This is a genomic window from Sphingomonas sp. MA1305 (genome assembly GCF_016107325.1).
Taxonomy (GTDB): Bacteria; Pseudomonadota; Alphaproteobacteria; order Sphingomonadales; family Sphingomonadaceae; genus Sphingomonas.
Map to the genome: position 1 here is coordinate 1338131 of NZ_RCVT01000001.1, position 16596 is coordinate 1354726.

At 70.0% G+C, this 16596-nt stretch carries 15 protein-coding genes; 6 read left to right on the forward strand and 9 right to left on the reverse strand.

Features of this window, described 5'->3' with window-relative positions:
* Positions 1–34 precede the first annotated feature (34 nt).
* Genes D9601_RS06760 through D9601_RS06775 form a run of 4 tightly spaced genes read right to left on the reverse strand, consistent with a single transcriptional unit; the run spans position 35 to position 3108 of the window.
* On the reverse strand, positions 35–361 hold the full coding sequence (locus D9601_RS06760) for a DUF423 domain-containing protein (protein ID WP_198353073.1): 327 nt from the start codon (positions 359–361) through the stop codon (positions 35–37).
* Positions 361–2121, reverse strand: coding sequence for a cation:proton antiporter domain-containing protein (locus D9601_RS06765; RefSeq protein ID WP_198353074.1), 1761 nt, complete (start codon positions 2119–2121; stop codon positions 361–363). Before D9601_RS06765 ends, D9601_RS06760 begins: the two co-directional genes overlap by 1 nt.
* A complete protein-coding gene (locus D9601_RS06770; protein ID WP_198353075.1) occupies positions 2114–2551 on the reverse strand; it encodes an iron-sulfur cluster assembly scaffold protein in 438 nt (145 codons plus the stop codon). Before D9601_RS06770 ends, D9601_RS06765 begins: the two co-directional genes overlap by 8 nt.
* A complete protein-coding gene (locus D9601_RS06775) occupies positions 2548–3108 on the reverse strand; it encodes a CvpA family protein (protein WP_198353076.1) in 561 nt (186 codons plus the stop codon). The genes D9601_RS06770 and D9601_RS06775 overlap by 4 nt, the downstream gene beginning before the upstream one ends.
* Positions 3109–3284: 176 nt before the next feature.
* On the opposite strand from D9601_RS06775, the gene D9601_RS06780 reads away from it, so the two are divergent.
* The 3 genes from D9601_RS06780 to D9601_RS06790 are packed head-to-tail and all read left to right on the forward strand — an operon-like array spanning position 3285 to position 5796.
* Positions 3285–4901, forward strand: a complete 1617-nt coding sequence (locus D9601_RS06780; protein WP_198353077.1) for an NAD(P)/FAD-dependent oxidoreductase — start codon at positions 3285–3287, stop codon at positions 4899–4901.
* Positions 4898–5440, forward strand: a complete 543-nt coding sequence (locus D9601_RS06785) for a pseudouridine synthase (protein WP_198353078.1) — start codon at positions 4898–4900, stop codon at positions 5438–5440. The genes D9601_RS06780 and D9601_RS06785 overlap by 4 nt, the downstream gene beginning before the upstream one ends.
* Entirely contained in the window at positions 5425–5796 is a 372-nt protein-coding gene (locus D9601_RS06790; protein WP_198353079.1) for a reverse transcriptase-like protein, read from the forward strand. Before D9601_RS06785 ends, D9601_RS06790 begins: the two co-directional genes overlap by 16 nt.
* A 34-nt stretch (positions 5797–5830) precedes the next feature.
* On the opposite strand, the gene D9601_RS06795 is transcribed toward D9601_RS06790, so the two are convergent.
* Positions 5831–7162: an ABC1 kinase family protein gene (locus tag D9601_RS06795; RefSeq protein ID WP_198353080.1), complete on the reverse strand. Its 1332-nt coding sequence runs from the start codon at positions 7160–7162 to the stop codon at positions 5831–5833.
* A gap of 145 nt (positions 7163–7307) precedes the next feature.
* Between D9601_RS06795 and D9601_RS06800 the strand changes: the two genes are divergently transcribed.
* Positions 7308–10136, forward strand: a complete 2829-nt coding sequence (locus D9601_RS06800; protein ID WP_232473845.1) for a bifunctional YncE family protein/alkaline phosphatase family protein — start codon at positions 7308–7310, stop codon at positions 10134–10136.
* A gap of 50 nt (positions 10137–10186) precedes the next feature.
* Here the strand turns inward: D9601_RS06800 and dxs are convergent, their stop codons facing one another.
* The 4 genes from dxs to D9601_RS06820 all read right to left on the reverse strand — a co-directional run bounded on the left by dxs (position 10187) and on the right by D9601_RS06820 (position 14859).
* Positions 10187–12112, reverse strand: a complete 1926-nt coding sequence (gene dxs, locus D9601_RS06805) for a 1-deoxy-D-xylulose-5-phosphate synthase (RefSeq protein ID WP_198353081.1) — start codon at positions 12110–12112, stop codon at positions 10187–10189.
* A 53-nt stretch (positions 12113–12165) separates the two neighbouring features.
* Positions 12166–12630 carry a Fur family transcriptional regulator gene (locus tag D9601_RS06810; RefSeq protein WP_198353082.1) on the reverse strand — a complete coding sequence of 155 codons (465 nt, stop codon included), beginning with the start codon at positions 12628–12630 and terminating at the stop codon, positions 12166–12168.
* A 51-nt stretch (positions 12631–12681) separates the two neighbouring features.
* Positions 12682–13065 (reverse strand): MerC domain-containing protein, encoded by a 384-nt coding sequence (locus tag D9601_RS06815; protein WP_198353083.1) that lies wholly within the window; start codon positions 13063–13065, stop codon positions 12682–12684.
* A 120-nt stretch (positions 13066–13185) separates the two neighbouring features.
* Positions 13186–14859 (reverse strand): methyl-accepting chemotaxis protein, encoded by a 1674-nt coding sequence (locus D9601_RS06820; protein WP_198353084.1) that lies wholly within the window; start codon positions 14857–14859, stop codon positions 13186–13188.
* 256 nt (positions 14860–15115) lie between these two features.
* On the opposite strand from D9601_RS06820, the gene D9601_RS06825 reads away from it, so the two are divergent.
* Positions 15116–16165: a COX15/CtaA family protein gene (locus D9601_RS06825; RefSeq protein ID WP_198353085.1), complete on the forward strand. Its 1050-nt coding sequence runs from the start codon at positions 15116–15118 to the stop codon at positions 16163–16165.
* On the forward strand, positions 16162–16479 hold the full coding sequence (cutA, locus tag D9601_RS06830) for a divalent-cation tolerance protein CutA (RefSeq protein ID WP_198353086.1): 318 nt from the start codon (positions 16162–16164) through the stop codon (positions 16477–16479). The genes D9601_RS06825 and cutA overlap by 4 nt, the downstream gene beginning before the upstream one ends.
* The last annotated feature ends 117 nt before the right edge of the window (positions 16480–16596 follow it).

The following is a 16596-nucleotide window of genomic DNA, read 5'->3' on the forward strand; positions in this document are numbered from 1 at the left end:
GGTCTAGCGAACGGCGCCCTTGTAGGACAGCGGTTCAAGCACCGCGCAGCTGCCATGCCAGCCACAGCCAGCCGCCGATCAGCAGCGCGCCGCCGATCGGTGTGACCGCGCCGAGCCAGCGCGGTGCACCGAGCGCCATCAGGTACAGCGTGCCGGCGAAGATCGCCCCACCGGCGACGAACAGCCATGCCGGCCCGCGCGCCTCCATCCGCAGCGCGACCAGCGCCGCGACGGCATGGATCAGCTGGTAATGGCCGCCGGTCTTCAGCCATTCTTGGGCCGCGCCGGTCGCGCCATGCGCACCGAACGCCCCGGCCGCGACCGCCAGCGCACCCGACAAAGCGGCGAGCAAGCCGAGCATCAGCGGTCGTTCCCCCAAGGCTGCTGCTCCGCGACCAGCGCGCGGGCGGCACGGATGTCGCCAGCCTCGATCTGGATGCGCAGCCGCTCCTTGTCGCGCGATCGATACATCTGCTCGGCGCGGTTGATATCAGTCTCCGAGACGCCGAGCCCGTCGAGTGCCAGCCGCGCCATCTTCACCGCGGATTCGAGCACCTCGCGGACGACGTATTTAGCCGGCCCCTGCTTCAGCTTGACCAAAGCGCGGCGATCATAGGCGCGGACATAGATTTCCGCGTTCGGGAAGGCTTCGTGTACCGCTTCCAGGGTATCGGGCTGGATTTGATCGCCGTCGATGCAGAACAGAATCAGCTCCGCCTCCGCCGCGCCCGCCTGGCGCAGCAGGTCGAGCCGGGTACCGTCGCCGTAATAGACCTTGGCGCCGAACTCGCCGGCGATGTCGATCATCTCGATGTCGGTGTCGATCAGCGTCACCGGAATGTTGCTGGCGAGCAGCATCTGGCCGACCGTCTGGCCGAACCGCCCGTAGCCGACGATGATCGCGTTGGCGCCGTCCGCCTTGGGCCCGTCGCGCTCCTGATCCTTGGCGATCGGCTCCTCGCGGAAGCGCCTGGTGATGCCCATCAGGAACGGCGTGGTCGCCATCGACAGGGTGACGATCGCGCCGAACAGGCTGGCCGCATCGGGGGCGATCAGCAGCCCGGCCTGCGCCTGGGCGAACAGCACAAAGCCGAACTCGCCGCCCTGGCTGAGCAGCAGGCCGAGCGCCAGCGCGCTCCGCCAGGTCATGCGGAAGGCCAGGCCGATCAGGAAGATGACGAACGTCTTGGTGGCGATCAGGGCGAGCGCCATGGTGATCACGAAGGCCGGCCGGTCGGCGATCGCGGGCAGATTGAGCATCATGCCGACGGCGAGGAAGAACAGGCCGAGCAGGATCGACCGGAACGGATCGACGTCCGCCTCCAGCTCGTGCCGGTAGGGGCTGTCGGCGAGCATCACGCCGGCAATGAACGCGCCGAGCGCGGTCGACAGGCCGAGCGCCTCCATCACCGCGGCGCTGGCGATGACGGTGAACAGCGCGGCGAAGACGAACATCTCGCGCTCGCCGAGATTGCCGATCAGGCGGAACAGCGGGCGCAGCAGGAAACGGCCGGCGAGGATCAGGCCGATCACCGCGCCGACGGTGTAGATGGCGAGCAGCCAGCCCGGCGGGGCATGGGCGTCGGCGGGATTGCGGCTCATCGCCGCGACGATCGTGATCAGCGGCACGATCGACAGGTCCTGGAACAGCAGGATCGAGAAGGCCCGCTCGCCGAAGGGCGTGCGCAGCCGGCCGGCGGATTGCAGCATCGGCAGCACCTGCGCCGTCGACGACAGCGCCAGCGGCAGGCCGAGCGCGAGCGCGGCTGGCCCCGAGAAGCGGGCGAGGAAGACGATGCCGGTGATGGCGAGGCCGCAGGCGACGACCTGGAGCAGGCCGACGCCGAAGATCTCCTGCTTCATCCGCCACAGGCGGCTGGGATTCAGTTCCAGCCCGACGACGAACAGCAGCAGGGTGATGCCGAGTTCGGCGACGCCGATCTTCGATTCCGCGTCGCCGACCAGGCCGAGGACATGCGGGCCGACGACCGCGCCGGCGACGAGGAAGCCCAGCGTCGCGCCGAGGCCGACGCGCCGGAACAGCAGGACGAAGGCGAGGCCGGCGCCGAGCAGCACCATGCCGTCGCGGAGCAGCGAGACGGTTCCGCCCGCGTCATGCATGGGCATGCGCCTCGCGCGCCGCCGCCGCCGCTTCGGCCGCCGCCTCGAACGCCAGGCGGATCGACGGATGGCGGGCGGTATAGTCGAGCGCGGGGGTGAAGACCTCGAGGCCGGGCCAATCCGGCCGTTCCCCCTCGCGCGCCAGCCAGCCGGCCAGCCCGTCGCGCGCCGCGGCGAGCTCCTCCGGCGTGCGGCCGAGGATGTTGGCGGCGAGCAGCGACGCCGACGCCTGGCCGAGCGCGCAGGCGCGGACCAGCAGCCCGACCTCACTGACCCGGCCGGCGTCGTCGACGCCGACGTCGACGGTCACGCGGCTGCCGCAGATCGGCGAGCGTTTCTCCGCGGTGGCCATGGCGTGTTCGAGCCGCTCGTGATGCGGGATCGAGGCGGCGAGGCGGAGGATGTCCGCATTGTAGAGGGGGGCGTTCACGGGGCGTCACTCGCTGACGGAGAGGGATCGGGCGTCCGGGCGCCGAAGACGGGCAGGCCGCGGCGGCGACGGTCGACGAAATCGGCGATGCCGGCGCTGGTCGCGTTGAGCAGCGGATAGCTGCGCGATTGCGTCATCCATTCGGGACGGTGACTGGCGCCGCCCCGCGCCGTGTCGACGACCAGAGCGGCGAGCAGGAAGCCGAGGCTGGCGAGGATCAGTCCCTTGAGCGCGCCGAAGCCGAAGCCGAGCGCCCGGTCGACGGGGCCGAGGATCGAGGTGCGGGTGCGCTTGCCGATCGCCGTGGCGACGAGCCGGCCGACGACATAGGTGCCGCCGGCGATGATCGCGAAGGCGGCGACCGCCGCGCCCGACGGCGTGCCGATCGTCCTCGCCAGCGTGGCCGCGAGCGCGATGTGGAACAGCTTGAGCATCGCGACGATCGCGACCCAGGCGAACAGCGACAGCACTTCGGTGACGAACCCGCGCAGGCCGCCGAGCACCGCAGCGCCGAGGACGAGGACGAGAACGATGATGTCGAGTGCGGTCAGCCCCATGATCGTATCGATAGGGATGCGCAGGCGCGGCGGCTAGGGGGGAAGCGACGGCATCGCCCCGCCCTTCCTCCCCCGGCGCCGCATCGGCCGGAGCCCGCATAGCGACCGCTGCAGCACCAGCGTTCGGCGATGCGAGGCGATTGGCGGCGATGGCGGCGGCGGTGTATGGCGCCGCCATGATCCGTGTCACCGAATTGAAATTGCCGCTCCATCATGCCGAGGACGACCTGCCTGCCGCGATCCTCGCGCGGCTCGACCTGCAGCCCGCCGAGCTGATCGACTTCGCCGTCGCCCGGCGCGGCCATGACGCCCGCGCTCGCGGCCGCATCGCGCTGGTCTATGCGGTCGACGTGACGGTGCGTGACGAGGCGGCGGTGCTCGCCGCCTTCGCCGCCGATCCGAACGTGCGGCCGACGCCGGACACGTCCTATTATCCGGTCGCCACCGCGACGAGCGGCGCGCCGCGTCCGGTGGTGATCGGCGCGGGGCCGTGCGGCCTGTTCGCGACGCTGATCCTCGCGCAGATGGGGTTCCGCCCGATCCTGCTCGAACGCGGCAAGGTGGTGCGCGAGCGGACCAAGGACACCTGGGGCCTGTGGCGGCGCGGCGTGCTCGACCCGGAATCCAACGTGCAATATGGCGAGGGCGGCGCCGGCACCTTCTCCGACGGCAAATTGTACAGCCGCATCAAGGATCCGCGCCATCTCAACCGCAAGGTGCTGACCGAGTTCGTCAAGGCGGGCGCCCCGCCCGAGATCCTGACCGAGGCGCATCCGCATATCGGCACCTTCCGCCTGGTGACGATGGTCGAGAGCATGCGTGCGAGCATCGAGGCGCTGGGCGGCGAATATCGCTTCTCGACGCGGGTCGACGGGATCGACGTCGCGGTCGCGGCGGATGGCGGGCGGCAGCTACGCGGCCTGCACCTCAGCGACGGCGGCTATCTGGAAACCAGCCACGTCGTCTTCGCGGTCGGCCACAGCGCGCGCGACACCTTCGCGATGCTGCATGCGGCGGGCGTCTTCGTCGAGCCCAAGCCCTTCTCGATCGGCGTCAGGATCGAACATCCGCAAAGCTGGATCGATCGCGCACGCTTCGGCAGCGAGGCGGGCAACCGCATCCTCGGCGCCGCCGAATATCACATCTCGCACCATTGTTCGAACGGGCGCACGGTGTACAGCTTCTGCATGTGCCCTGGCGGCACCGTCGTCGCCGCGACGTCCGAAGAGGGGCGGGTCGCGACCAACGGCATGAGCCAATATTCGCGCAACGAGCGCAACGCCAATTCGGGCTTCGTCGTCGCGATCGACCCGGCGCGCGACTTTCCCGGCGATCCGCTCGCCGGCCTTGCGCTGCAACGCCATTGGGAGGAACGCGCCTTCGTCGCCGGCGGATCGAACTACAAGGCGCCGGCGCAGCGGTTGGGCGATTTCATGGCCGGCCAGCCGTCGACCGGCCTAGGCGACATCGTGCCTTCCTATCGCCCCGGCGTGACGCCGACCGACCTCGCCTTGTGCCTGCCTGACTATGCGGTGGCGGCGATGCGCGAGGCGATCCCCGTCTTCGGGCGGCAGATCGCCGGCTACGATCATCCCGACGTGGTGATGACCGGGGTCGAGACGCGCACCTCCTCTCCCGTCCGCTTCACCCGCGGCAAGGATTTCCAGAGCCTCAACACCGCCGGTCTCTTCCCGGCCGGCGAGGGCGCGGGCTATGCCGGCGGCATCCTGTCGGCGGCGGTCGACGGCATCAAGGTGGCCGAGGCGGTGGCGCAGAGCATCGTCGCGGCATGACGCGGCTGGTGCTGCTCAACAAACCCTATGGCGTGCTCAGCCAGTTCACCGATGCCAAATCGCCGACCGCGCGGCCGACGCTGTCGGGGCTGGTCGACCTGCCGGGCGTCTATCCGGCGGGACGGCTGGATCGCGACAGCGAGGGGCTGTTGCTGCTGACCGACGACGGCCGGCTGCAGGCGCGGATCGCCGATCCCAGGTTCAAGCTCCCCAAGACCTATCTTGTCCAGGTCGAAGGCGCGGTCGACGACAGCGCCATGGCCCGGCTGCGCCACGGCGTGACGCTGAACGACGGACCGACCCGCCCCGCGGAGGTCGAGGCGATCGCGCCGCCGGACCTGTGGCGGCGCGACCCGCCGGTGCGCTTCCGCGCGACCATTCCCGATCACTGGTTGCGCCTGACGATCCGCGAAGGCCGCAACCGGCAGGTGCGGCGGATGACGGCGGCGGTCGGCCTGCCGACGCTGCGGCTGGTGCGCTGGTCGATCGGCGACTGGACGCTGGACGGCCTGGCGCCGGGCACATGGCGGCTGGGGTGAAGGTCTTTTTCGACGGCAGCAGCCGGCCGGCCCCCGCCGGCATGGCGATCGCCGTCGTCGTGCGCGGCGTCGCGACGGTGCGGCGCGATCTCGGCATCGGCAGCAGCATGGAGGCGGAATGGCTGGCGCTGATCGCGGCCCTGCAGGCGGCGGTGGCGAGCGGCGCGGCGGACGTCGTGCTGCTCGGCGACGCGGCGGCGGTGATCGCGCAGGCGAACGGCAATGCGCGGTGCCCGCCCTCGTGCGCACACCATCTGGCGACATTCCGCGCCGCGCCCAAGCCGCCGGGACGATGGCGTCTCCGCTATCTCCGGCGGACGCAGAATCTGGCGGGGATCGCGCTGGAGGCGCGCTAGCGCCGGCCCTTCATCGGCCGGCGCCGCGATATCGTCAGGCGACCGCCGCCGCCGCCAGCCCGCGCACGTCGACCCGCGCCTTCAGCCGCGCCGCCAGCAACGCCGTGCCGCTGACCTTGCGCTGGACGAACAGCGTCTCGACGTGCGGCACGTGCCAGGTGGCCCGGTCGGCGATCATCGCCCGCGCCTCCTCGCGCACCACCGGCACGAAGGCGCGGTCGCCGAAGTCAAACGGGCCCGGCCGGTTGAGCGCGTCGTCGATCGCCGCGATGATCCGGTCGATCGCCGGACGGTGTCCGTCCGCGGCGGCACGGCCGATGAAGCCGGTTTCCACCGCCACGTCGCGGATCAGGTCGCGATCGCGCGCCAGCCCGGCCTCGATCAGCCGCCGATAGGCCCCGGCCGTCTCCGCCGGCACCGCGCGGGTCGCACCGAAGTCGAGCAGCACCAGCGCGCCCGTTTCCGGCTGCCACCGGTAATTGGCGAAATTGGGATCGGTCTGCATCGTGCCGAACGCGAACAGCTCGCGCAGCACCAACGTGATCAGCGCCGTCATCACCGCATCGCGCCGCTCCTGCGGGGCATCCGCCAGCGTTTCGATCGGCCGCCCCTCGACGAAGCGCATCGCCAGCACGCGCTTGGTCGTGAGTGTCGGCTCCAGGTCTGGCACGACATAGCGGGCGTCGCCGGCCAGCCGCTCGCCATAGACGCGCATCTGTTCGCCCTCGCGGACGTAATCCGCTTCCTCGGCGAGCTGGCGCTTCGCCTCGGCGAGCAACGGCGACAGGTCGAGGCTGGCCGGCAGCACGCCGGAGACGCGGAGCAGCGTCGCGACATTGTCGACGTCGGAGCCGATACTGTCCGCCACCCCGGGATATTGCACCTTGATCGCCAGCACGCGGCCATCGGGCAACGTCGCCCGATGCACCTGGCCGATCGAGGCGGCGGCGATCGGCGTCGCGTCGAAGCGCTGGAAACGCCGCCGCCAGTCCCGCCCCCATTCCTGCGCCAGCACCCGGTCGAGCTGCTGCGGGGGCATGCGATAGCCCTGGTCCCGCAACCGGGCGAGGATCGCCGACAATTCCGCCGGCAGCACGTCGCCGGCGTCCATCGAGATCATCTGGCCCAGCTTCATCGCCGCGCCGCGCAGATGCGACAGTCGGTCGGCGACCCTTGCGGCATTGGCCGGCGTCAGGACGAGGTCGCTCATCCGCGGTCGTTCGCCGCTCGCCAGCCGCCTGGCGCCCTCGGCGAGCATCCCGCCCGCGACGCCACCGGCCAGCCGCCCGAAGGCGCCGAGGCGCGCCACCCGTCCGCTCGGTACTGCGCGGTGCCGGGCCGCGGCGCTGTCATCGTCCTGCTGCATTGCGATACAGCGCAGTTTGCCTCGGCTGGTTCCGTCGCCGCGCCGGCGACATCCGCCGACCGTCGCGTCGCATTCCCCGGCGACGGACGATTTAAGCTGTCACAAAACCGCGATAGCAAAGCGCATTGCCATCCGGAGGTTTCCGTTGCGCCTGCTCTATGCCGTTGCCGTTGCCGTTCTCGTCGCCGGTCCCGCTGCCGCCGGCCAAGTGCAACCGGAAGCGCAGGGACAAGCCCTGCCGACGGGCCAAGTCTTGACGCCGACGGCCGCACCCGGCGCCCGCTTCGCGCCGCTCGCGGTCGGCGCCGGCTCTGGCTCTGCGACGATGGTCGATGGCGCGGCCGCCATCGCGGTCAGCCCGGACGGGCGCGAGATGCTGGTGCTGACCAGCGGCTTCAACCGCTTCAACGGTGCCGACGGCAAGATCGCCGCCGCCCGGTCGACGCAATATGTCTTCCGCTACCGGATCGACGGTCGCGGCAGTCGATTGATCCAGACGCTGCAGGTACCCAACAGCTTCGGCGGCATCGCCTGGACGCCAAACGGGCGGGGCTTCGCCGTCGGCGGCGGCGTCGATGACCGGATCTATCTGTTCGCGCGCCGCGGCCAGCAATTCGCTGCGGCCGGATCGATCCCGCTCGGCCATGCGGCAGGACTGGGCGCGGACGTCAAGCCACAGGCGGCGGGCGTCGCCATCAGCCCCGATGGCCGACGCGCGCTGGTCGCCAATTATTACAACGACTCCGTCACCTTGGTCGATCTGGCGGAGCGGCGCGTGCTGGCGGAACAGGATCTTCGCCCCGGCAAGATCGATCCCCGCCAAAGCGGCGTCGCGGGCGGCGAGAATCCCTTTGCGATTCTCTGGACCGACGCCGGCCATGCCTGGGTATCCGCCCCGCGCGATCGTCAACTCGTCGCGCTGGCGATCGACGAGGGCGGCGTGCGGGTGACGGGTCGCGTCTCCACCCTTGGCGAACCGACGGCGTTGCTGGTCGATACGCGCCAGCAGCGGCTGTTCGCGACGGAGGACAATGCCGACCGCCTTGCCATCGTCGACCTTGCCAGCGCACGGCTCGCGGCCGAACCCAGGCTGACGCTGCCGGAGGGACTTTCCGCCGTCCCGGTCGGCAAGGGCCTCAATCCGAACGGGCTTGCGCAGCTGCCCGACGGGCGATTGCTGGTGACGTTGGGCGGGATCAACGCCGTAGCGGTCGTCGCGCCGGCGCCGGGGGGCGGCACGGTGACCGGGCTGATCCCGACCGGCTGGTATCCCAGCGCCGTCGCCACCGGCACGGCGGGCCGCCGCGTCTTCGTCGTCAATCGCAAGAGCCCGCCCGGCCCCAATCCGCAGGGCTGCGCACCGCGGCTCGCCATCTATCGCGGCCAGCCCGACGCCTGCGGCGCGGCGAACCAATATATCTTCCAGCTCGAAAAGGCCGGGCTGCTCGAACTGCCCATGCCCGGCGACGCCGCCCTCGCCGCGACCACGCTGCAGGTCGCCCGCAACATCGGCCTGCCCGACGCGGCGGCGCGCGCCGCCGCGGACGCGAGCATGGCCGCGATCCGCGCCCGCATCCAGCACGTCGTGTTCATCATCAAGGAGAACCGCACCTACGACCAGGTGCTCGGCGACCTAGAGATCGGCAATGGCGATCCGCATCTCGCCATCCTCGGCCGGGCGCTGTCGCCCAACCATCACCGACTGGCGCGCCAGTTCGTCACGCTCGACAATTTCTATGACTCGGGCGAGCAATCGAGCACCGGCTGGACCTGGTCGACCGCGGCACGCGCGCCGGACCTGCTGGAGAAGACCGCGCCCGTGAACTATGCCAAGCGCGGCCTCGCCTATGAGGCGGAGGAAGCGGATCGCTTCGTCTATACTCAGCAGACCGCGGCCGAGCGCCATGCCACCAACCCGAAGCTGTCGACCGACCCGGACCTGATGCCCGGGCCGGCGCTGCTGACCGCGCCGGACCCGGACGACGACGACAAGCCCGGCCAGGGCTTCCTGTGGGATGCGGCGATCCGCGCCGGGCTGTCGGTGCGCAACTACGGTTTCTCCGACGCCTCGATCTACGACACGGGCGAACCCGGGGCGGTGCCGGTGATCCGCGAGCCGTGGACGACGCACCGGCGCATCTACACGCCGGGCGATCGCCTGCTCGCCAGCCGCAGCGACCCGTATTTCCGCGGTTTCGACCAGAAGCTCGCCGACTTCTGGCGGGTGCGCGAATGGCAGCGGGAGTTCGACGCCGCGGATGCGGCCGGTACGCTGCCGGCGTTGACGCTGCTGCGGCTCAGCCACGATCATTTCGGCGATTTCGACAGCGCGATCGACGGGGTCAACACGGTCGAAACGCAGATGGCGGACAACGACTATGCGCTGGGCTTGGTCGTCGAGCGGATCGCGCACAGCCGCGCCGCCGGTTCGACCCTGATCTTCGTCATCGAGGACGATGCGCAGAACGGCGCCGATCATGTCGATGCACGGCGCAGCATCGCCTATGTCGTCGGCCCCTACGTCCGCCAGCAGGCACTGGTGTCGACGCGCTACACCACGGTCAACGTGCTCCGCACGATCGAGGCGGTGTTGGGGCTGAAGCCGCTCGGCCTCAACGACGGACTGGCGATGCCGATGGCCGATCTGTTCGACCCGGCGCAGGCGGACTGGACCTACCGGGCCGAGGCGGCCGACGTGCTCCATACGACGCAGCTGCCGATCCCCGCCGATCGCTTCGCGCCGCGCGTCGCCGCGACCGTCGGCTGCCCGGGGCGCAACGCCGACTGGTGGACGGCGGCGATGCGCGGCCAGAACTTCCGCACCGAGGATCATCTCGACACCGCCGCCTTCAACGCGGCGCTGTGGCGCGGCCTCGGCGACGGACCGGAGCCGACGGCGCGCAGCGGCGCCGACCTGCGGCGCGACCGCGCCGCAACGGCCTGGCCGCGGCCGTCGTGCCCGGAGTTACGTTAGGCGGGTGACGGTCGCGCCGTCCCGCTCCGATCGCGGGACAGCGCGCCGGCTCAGGCGCGCGCGCCCTCGGGCACGGCGGCGCTATTGTGGCGCAACGCCTTCAGCACCGTCTCGACGATATGATCGGCGTCCAGGCCGGCCTCGGCATATTGCTTCTCGGGCTTGTCCTGATCCTGGAACACATCGGGCAGGCGCATCGTCCGCAGACGCAGGCCGCCGTCGATCAGCCCGGCGTCGCTCGCCATCGTCAATACGTGCGCGCCGAGGCCACCGACCGCATTTTCCTCGATCGTCACGGCGACCTCGTGCGTGGTGAGCAGGCGGCGGATCAGCGCCTCGTCGAGCGGCTTGGCGAAGCGCAGGTCGGCGACGCTGGTCGACAGTCCCTTGGCCTCCAGCACGTCCGCCGCCCTCAGCGCCTCGCCGAGGCGGGTGCCGAGCGACAGGATGGCCACCGTCTTGCCCTCGCGGATCAGCCGGCCCTTGCCGATCTCCAGACGCTCCGGCACCTCGGGCAGCGCCACGCCGGTGCCGTTGCCGCGCGGATAGCGGACCGCGATCGGGCCGGTGTCGTGACAGGCGGCGGTATGGGTCATGTGAACCAGCTCCGCCTCGTCCGCCGCGGCCATGACGACGAAATTGGGCAGGGTCGCCAGATAGGTGACGTCGAAGCTGCCGGCATGGGTCGCGCCGTCGGCGCCGACCAGGCCGGCCCGGTCGATCGCGAAGCGCACCGGCAGGTTCTGGATCGCCACATCGTGGACGACCTGATCGTAGGCGCGCTGCAGGAAGGTCGAATAGATCGCGCAGAACGGCCGCATCCCCTGCGCGGCAAGGCCCGCCGCGAAGGTCACCGCATGCTGTTCGGCGATGCCGACGTCGAAGGTGCGGTCGGGAAAGGCCTTGGCGAAACGGTCGACGCCGGTGCCCGACGGCATCGCCGCGGTGATCGCGACGATCGTCGGATCGCGTTCGGCCTCCTTGACCAGCTGGTCACCGAAGACATTCTGATAGGCCGGCGGCCCCGGCGGCGCCTTGGCCTGCGCGCCGGTGATCACGTCGAACTTCTGCACGCCGTGATATTTGTCCGCCGCCGCCTCGGCCGGGGCATAGCCCTTGCCCTTCTTGGTGACGACATGGACGAGGATCGGCCCCTCCGGCGCGTCACGGACATTCTCCAGCACCGGGATAAGATGCTCGAGATTGTGGCCGTCGATCGGCCCGACATAGTAGAAGCCCAATTCCTCGAACAGCGTGCCGCCCATGGTCAACCCGCGCGCATATTCGTCGGTCTTGCGCGCCGCCTTGTGCAGCGGCCGCGGCAGGCGCCGGGCGAGCTTGCGCAGCACGTCGCGGACGCCGAGGAACTCGCGGCTCGACACGATCCGCGACAGATAGGCGGACAGGCCGCCGACCGGCGGCGCGATCGACATGTCGTTGTCGTTGAGGATGACGATCAGGCGATTGCCGGCGGCCTCGGCGTTGTTCATCGCTTCATAGGCCATGCCGGCCGACATCGAACCGTCGCCGATCACCGCGATCGCCTTGGCGGGCGAGCCGGTCAGGCGGTTGGCGGTGGCGAAGCCGAGCGCCGCCGAGATCGAGGTCGAGCTGTGCGCCGCGCCGAACGGATCATATTCGCTCTCCGTCCGCTTGGTGAAGCCGGACAGGCCGCCGCCCTGGCGCAACGTGCGGATGCGGTCGCGGCGGCCGGTCAGGATCTTGTGCGGATAGCATTGGTGACCGACGTCCCAGATCAGACGGTCGGTCGGCGTATCGAACACGTAGTGGATGGCGACGGTCAGCTCGACGACGCCCAGCCCCGAACCGAGGTGGCCACCGGTGGTACCCACCGCCGAGATCGTCTCCGCGCGCAATTCGTCGGCGAGCTGCCGCAATTGGTCGGGCTTCAGCTGGCGAAGGTCGTCCGGGGTATTGACGGTATCGAGCAGCGGCGTGTCAGGAAGGTCGGCCATCGGACCCGCTTACTCGTAATGGCGGAGAGTGTCGATTGCCGGTCTGATCCCGGTCACGCCGCGCGACGACAGGCGGCGCAGGTGCCGCGTACCTCGATCACCGGGCGAACCGGCGTGAATCCGGCATCTTGCGCCGCGGAGCGGACGCCGCGGGTCAGCGAATCGTCGTCAAGGTGCACGATCTGCCCACAGGAATCGCACACCAGGAAGATGCAATCGTGGACGCAATCGGGATGGGCGTTGGCGACATAGGCGTTGGCACTCTCCACCTTGCGCGCGAGATTGGCGGCGACGAAGACGTCGAGGATGCGATAGACGCTGTTCGCCGCGACGCGACGTCCCTGATCGGCCGACACGGCCTCGGCCAGATCATAGGCGCTGGCCGGCTTGTCGAAACCGGCGAGCGCGCCGAACACCGCGGCGCGCATCTGCGTCCACTGTTCGCCGGCGCGTTCCAGCGTCGCACGCGCGACGTCGGCCAATTCTTCGCCTTGCGGTTCGTGATGGGTGTGCGCCATGGCGGCGATTTAGGGATGCGGCCGGGTCGGGGCAAGCTACCCTCGCCCGCCTCAGGCGGTGGCGCGGCGATTGAGATCGTGGCCGAACGCGAGCAGGCCGACGCCGATCACGGTCCACAGCGTCTCGGCACCGCCGCCGTCGTGCGGCAGGCTCATCGCCCCCGCCATGATGCCGAGGCCGAACGCGCCCATCGCGGCGGGCATCCAATAGCCATGCTCGGCGATCCCGCGGCCGAGCGCGATCGCACCGAGCAGAATTGCGAAGACCAGCCCGACTTCGTGGAAGATCGGGTTGAGGAGCAGACCACCCGCCGCCGACAGCATTGCGAGCAGCACCGCACTGGCGACGCAATGCACGACGCAAAGGCCCGACAGCGCGATCGCCATGCGATCCAGCCCAAGCCCCCAGCGGCGCGGATGAAGAATGGTCGTCATCGTGTGCGACCATCTAGGCTTAGCCGCGCCAGGTTACAACATCACATCGATGCTGGCGTCGTGTTTTCTTTGCCGGTCTGCGGTCATGCGGAGCAGGCGGCCGGGCGGATCAGGCTCGCGTCACACCGCCCGGAGCGCGACGCGACGCCGCCCGGCCGGCGGCCGTTGCTCGGGGCTTGTGGCAATCGGAAGCCCCGGCGGCCGCGGCCGGGTGTCGAGCCGGAAGCGGCCGACCTCCTGCGTCAGCCGCTCGGCCTCGCCGGCGAGATGGGTGGCCGCCGCCGTTGCCTCCTCGACCATGGCGGCATTCTCCTGCGTCGTGCCGTCCATCTCCGCGACCGCGATGTTGATCTGTTGCAGGCTGGTCGACTGGCGTTCGGCCGACGCGGCGATCTCGGCGGTGAGATCGGTGACTTCCGCGACGCGCATCACCAGTGCGGCCAGGGCGCGGCCCGTCTCGCCGACCAGATCGACGCCGACTCCGACCTGCTGGCTCGACGCGCCGATCAGCTGTTTCACCTCCTTGGCCGCGTCGGCGGACCGGCCGGCGAGCGCCCGTACCTCGGACGCGACGACGGCGAAACCCCGGCCTGCATCGCCGGCACGCGCGGCCTCCACCCCGGCGTTGAGCGCAAGCAAATTGGTCTGGAAGGCGATGGCGTCGATGACGCCGATGATCTGCGAGATCTGGTGCGCGGACCGCTCGATCGCCCCCATCGCCTCGGTCGCCTGCCGGACGACCAGTCCGGAACGCTCGGTCTCTTCCCGCGCCAGATGCATGATCTCGCTGACCCGGTTCGCCCCCGACGCCGTCTCGCGCACCGCGCCGGTGATCTCGTCCATCGTCGCCGCGGTCTGCTTCAGCGAGGCGGCCTGCTGCTCGGTCCGCTGCGACAGATCGCCCGCCGCAATATTGACCTCACCGGCAGAGGTGCGGACCGCGACGGCCGACGCCTCGACGCGCCGGAGCGTATCGGAAAGCTGCTCCATCGCCGTATCGAACGAGCGCGCCAGATCGTGATACTCCTGGGGCAGGCCGTCGCCGACGCGATGGGTGACGTCGCCCTCGCCCAGCCGCTGCAACGCCGTCGCCAGGGCGCTGACCACCGCCTTCTGGGCCGTACCATGATCGACCTGCGCCTGGGCGGCGGCGCGGAAGACCTCGGTCGCCTTTACCATCGCGCCGATCTCGTCCTGACGATCGCTGCCGACCAGGGTCAGCCGCAGATTGCCCGCCGCCATCGTCTGCATCGCCACCGCCGTCTCGCCGATCGGGCGCAGCACCTTGCCAATCACATAGGCGACGGCCGCCACCAGCAGCGCCGTCACGAGCACGCCGAGCGCGAGCAGCATGCCAATCATGGTGCGCAGGGTCGCATGGGTATTCGCCATGATCATGCCGTGCGCCGCACCCGCCGCGGCCGCGAGCCGGTCGACGCCTTGACGGTGGCGCTGATAGGCGGTGGTCAGCCGGGCATAGCTGGCTTGCGCCGCAACCCTGTCGCCCCGCTCTATCGCGGGGAGCATCTCCAGACGGAGCTCGCGCCAGAAGCGGTCCGCCGACGGCACGACGCCACGAAACAGCAAATTGGCGAGCCGCGGATCGAGCGAGGCAGCGCGCCAGCGTGCGACGCTGCCGCGATAGGCGGCCTCCAACCGGCCGAGCTCCACCCGGCGTGCCGCCAGCGTCTCCGGCTGCTGGATGAGCAGCGTCGCGACCAGATACGGTTCGATGATATAGGCCGGCGGCGGCAGAATTTCCGCCTGCAGATCATTCACCTGTTGGATGCGCATGCCACTCGGACCGCCGACACGAATGGCATTGACGCCAAATCCGGCGATAAGGGCTGCCAGAAAAACGGTTGTCAGGATGACGAGGCCGCCAAGGCGGCACTTCTGGGCCAAGCTCAACTGTGTTTCTCCCGATGCCGCCCTCACTATAGCAAGCGCCGACCGCGTTTCGGTCGGGCGCGACATCGTTCGGCGGATAATCGTGCCGGGTGCGCCGCGATCGCTGGTGAGGACGGCGAAATGGGCGTATGGCGGCGCCATGCTTCAGCCCAGCGCCGCCTTCCTCTCGCGCACCCGGCCCCGTGCCCTCGCCCTCTGGCTGTTCATCGTCGCCGGCCTGATCGTCGCGATGGTGGTGGTGGGCGGGATCACCCGGCTGACCGAGTCGGGCCTGTCGATCACCCAGTGGAAACCGATCAGCGGCATCATCCCGCCGCTGACCGAGGCGCAATGGCAGGCGGAATTCGCTGGCTACAAGCGCATCCCCGAATATGCCGCCTTCAATCAGGGCATGACGCTGGCCGGGTTCAAGGCGATCTTCTTCTGGGAATATGCGCATCGCCTGCTCGGTCGCGTCATCGGCCTTGCCTTCGCGCTGCCGCTGATCTGGTTCGCGATCCGCCGGCGCATCCCCTCCGGCTATGGCTGGCGACTTACCGCGATCCTCGCGCTCGGCGGGCTGCAGGGGGCGATCGGCTGGTGGATGGTGGCGAGCGGCCTGTCGGTGCGAACGGATGTCAGCCACGTTCGCCTCGCCATCCATCTGCTGACCGCGCTCACCTTGCTGGCCGGCATCGTCTGGACGGGGCTGGATCTTGCGGCGCGCGATCGCGATCCGCTGGCGGCGCCGGCGCGGCTGACGACGGTCGGCATCGCGGCGCTGGCCTTGCTGTTCGTGCAGATCTGCTGGGGTGCGTTCACCGCCGGCCTCGATGCCGGCTATGCCTTCTCCAGCTGGCCGCTGATGGGCGACAGCCTGTTCCCGAGCGGCGTGCCGATGGTCAGCCCGGCCTGGCAGAATGCCGTCGACAATCCGGTCGTCGTCCAGTTCATCCACCGCTGGTGGGCGTTCGTCGCCGCGGCGGGGCTGGTCTGGCTGTCGGTCGCCGCGACCCGCGCCGGCTCGCGCGCCGGCTTCGTCGTCATCGCATTGGTCACGCTGCAGATCCTGCTCGGCATCGCGACGCTTGCCAGCGGCGTCCAGATCGTCGTCGCGGTTGCGCATCAGGCGAATGCCGCACTGCTGCTGATCGCCGCGGTCACTGCCGCCCATGCGGTCGGGCGGCGGCCCGCGTTGCGCCTGGCGTGACGGCGATCGCGCTGGTCCAGGCGACCTTCGCCGATCTGGACGAGGCGGGCGCGATCGGCGGCCGGCTGGTCGTGGAACGGCTGGTCGCCTGTACCAACATCCTCGCGCCCTGCCTGTCGCTCTATCGCTGGCAAGATGCGGTGGAGAGCGGGCATGAGGCCCTCGCCCAGTTCAAGACGCTGCCCGAGCGGGTGGATGCGGTCGTGGCGCGGATCGCCGACCTGCACAGCTATACCCTGCCCGCGATCGAATATTGGACGGTCGAGACCAACGAGGCAGGCGCCGCCTGGGTCAGGGATTGCCTGACCGGCTGACGGCGCCGCCCGTCGCCCATAACCCATTCGGGTATCATTTTACCCGTCAGCAAAGCCGCACTTTGCTTGACTTTCCGATGCCCTTCCAGCAATAGCCCGGTCGTTCGCGCCGCCCGT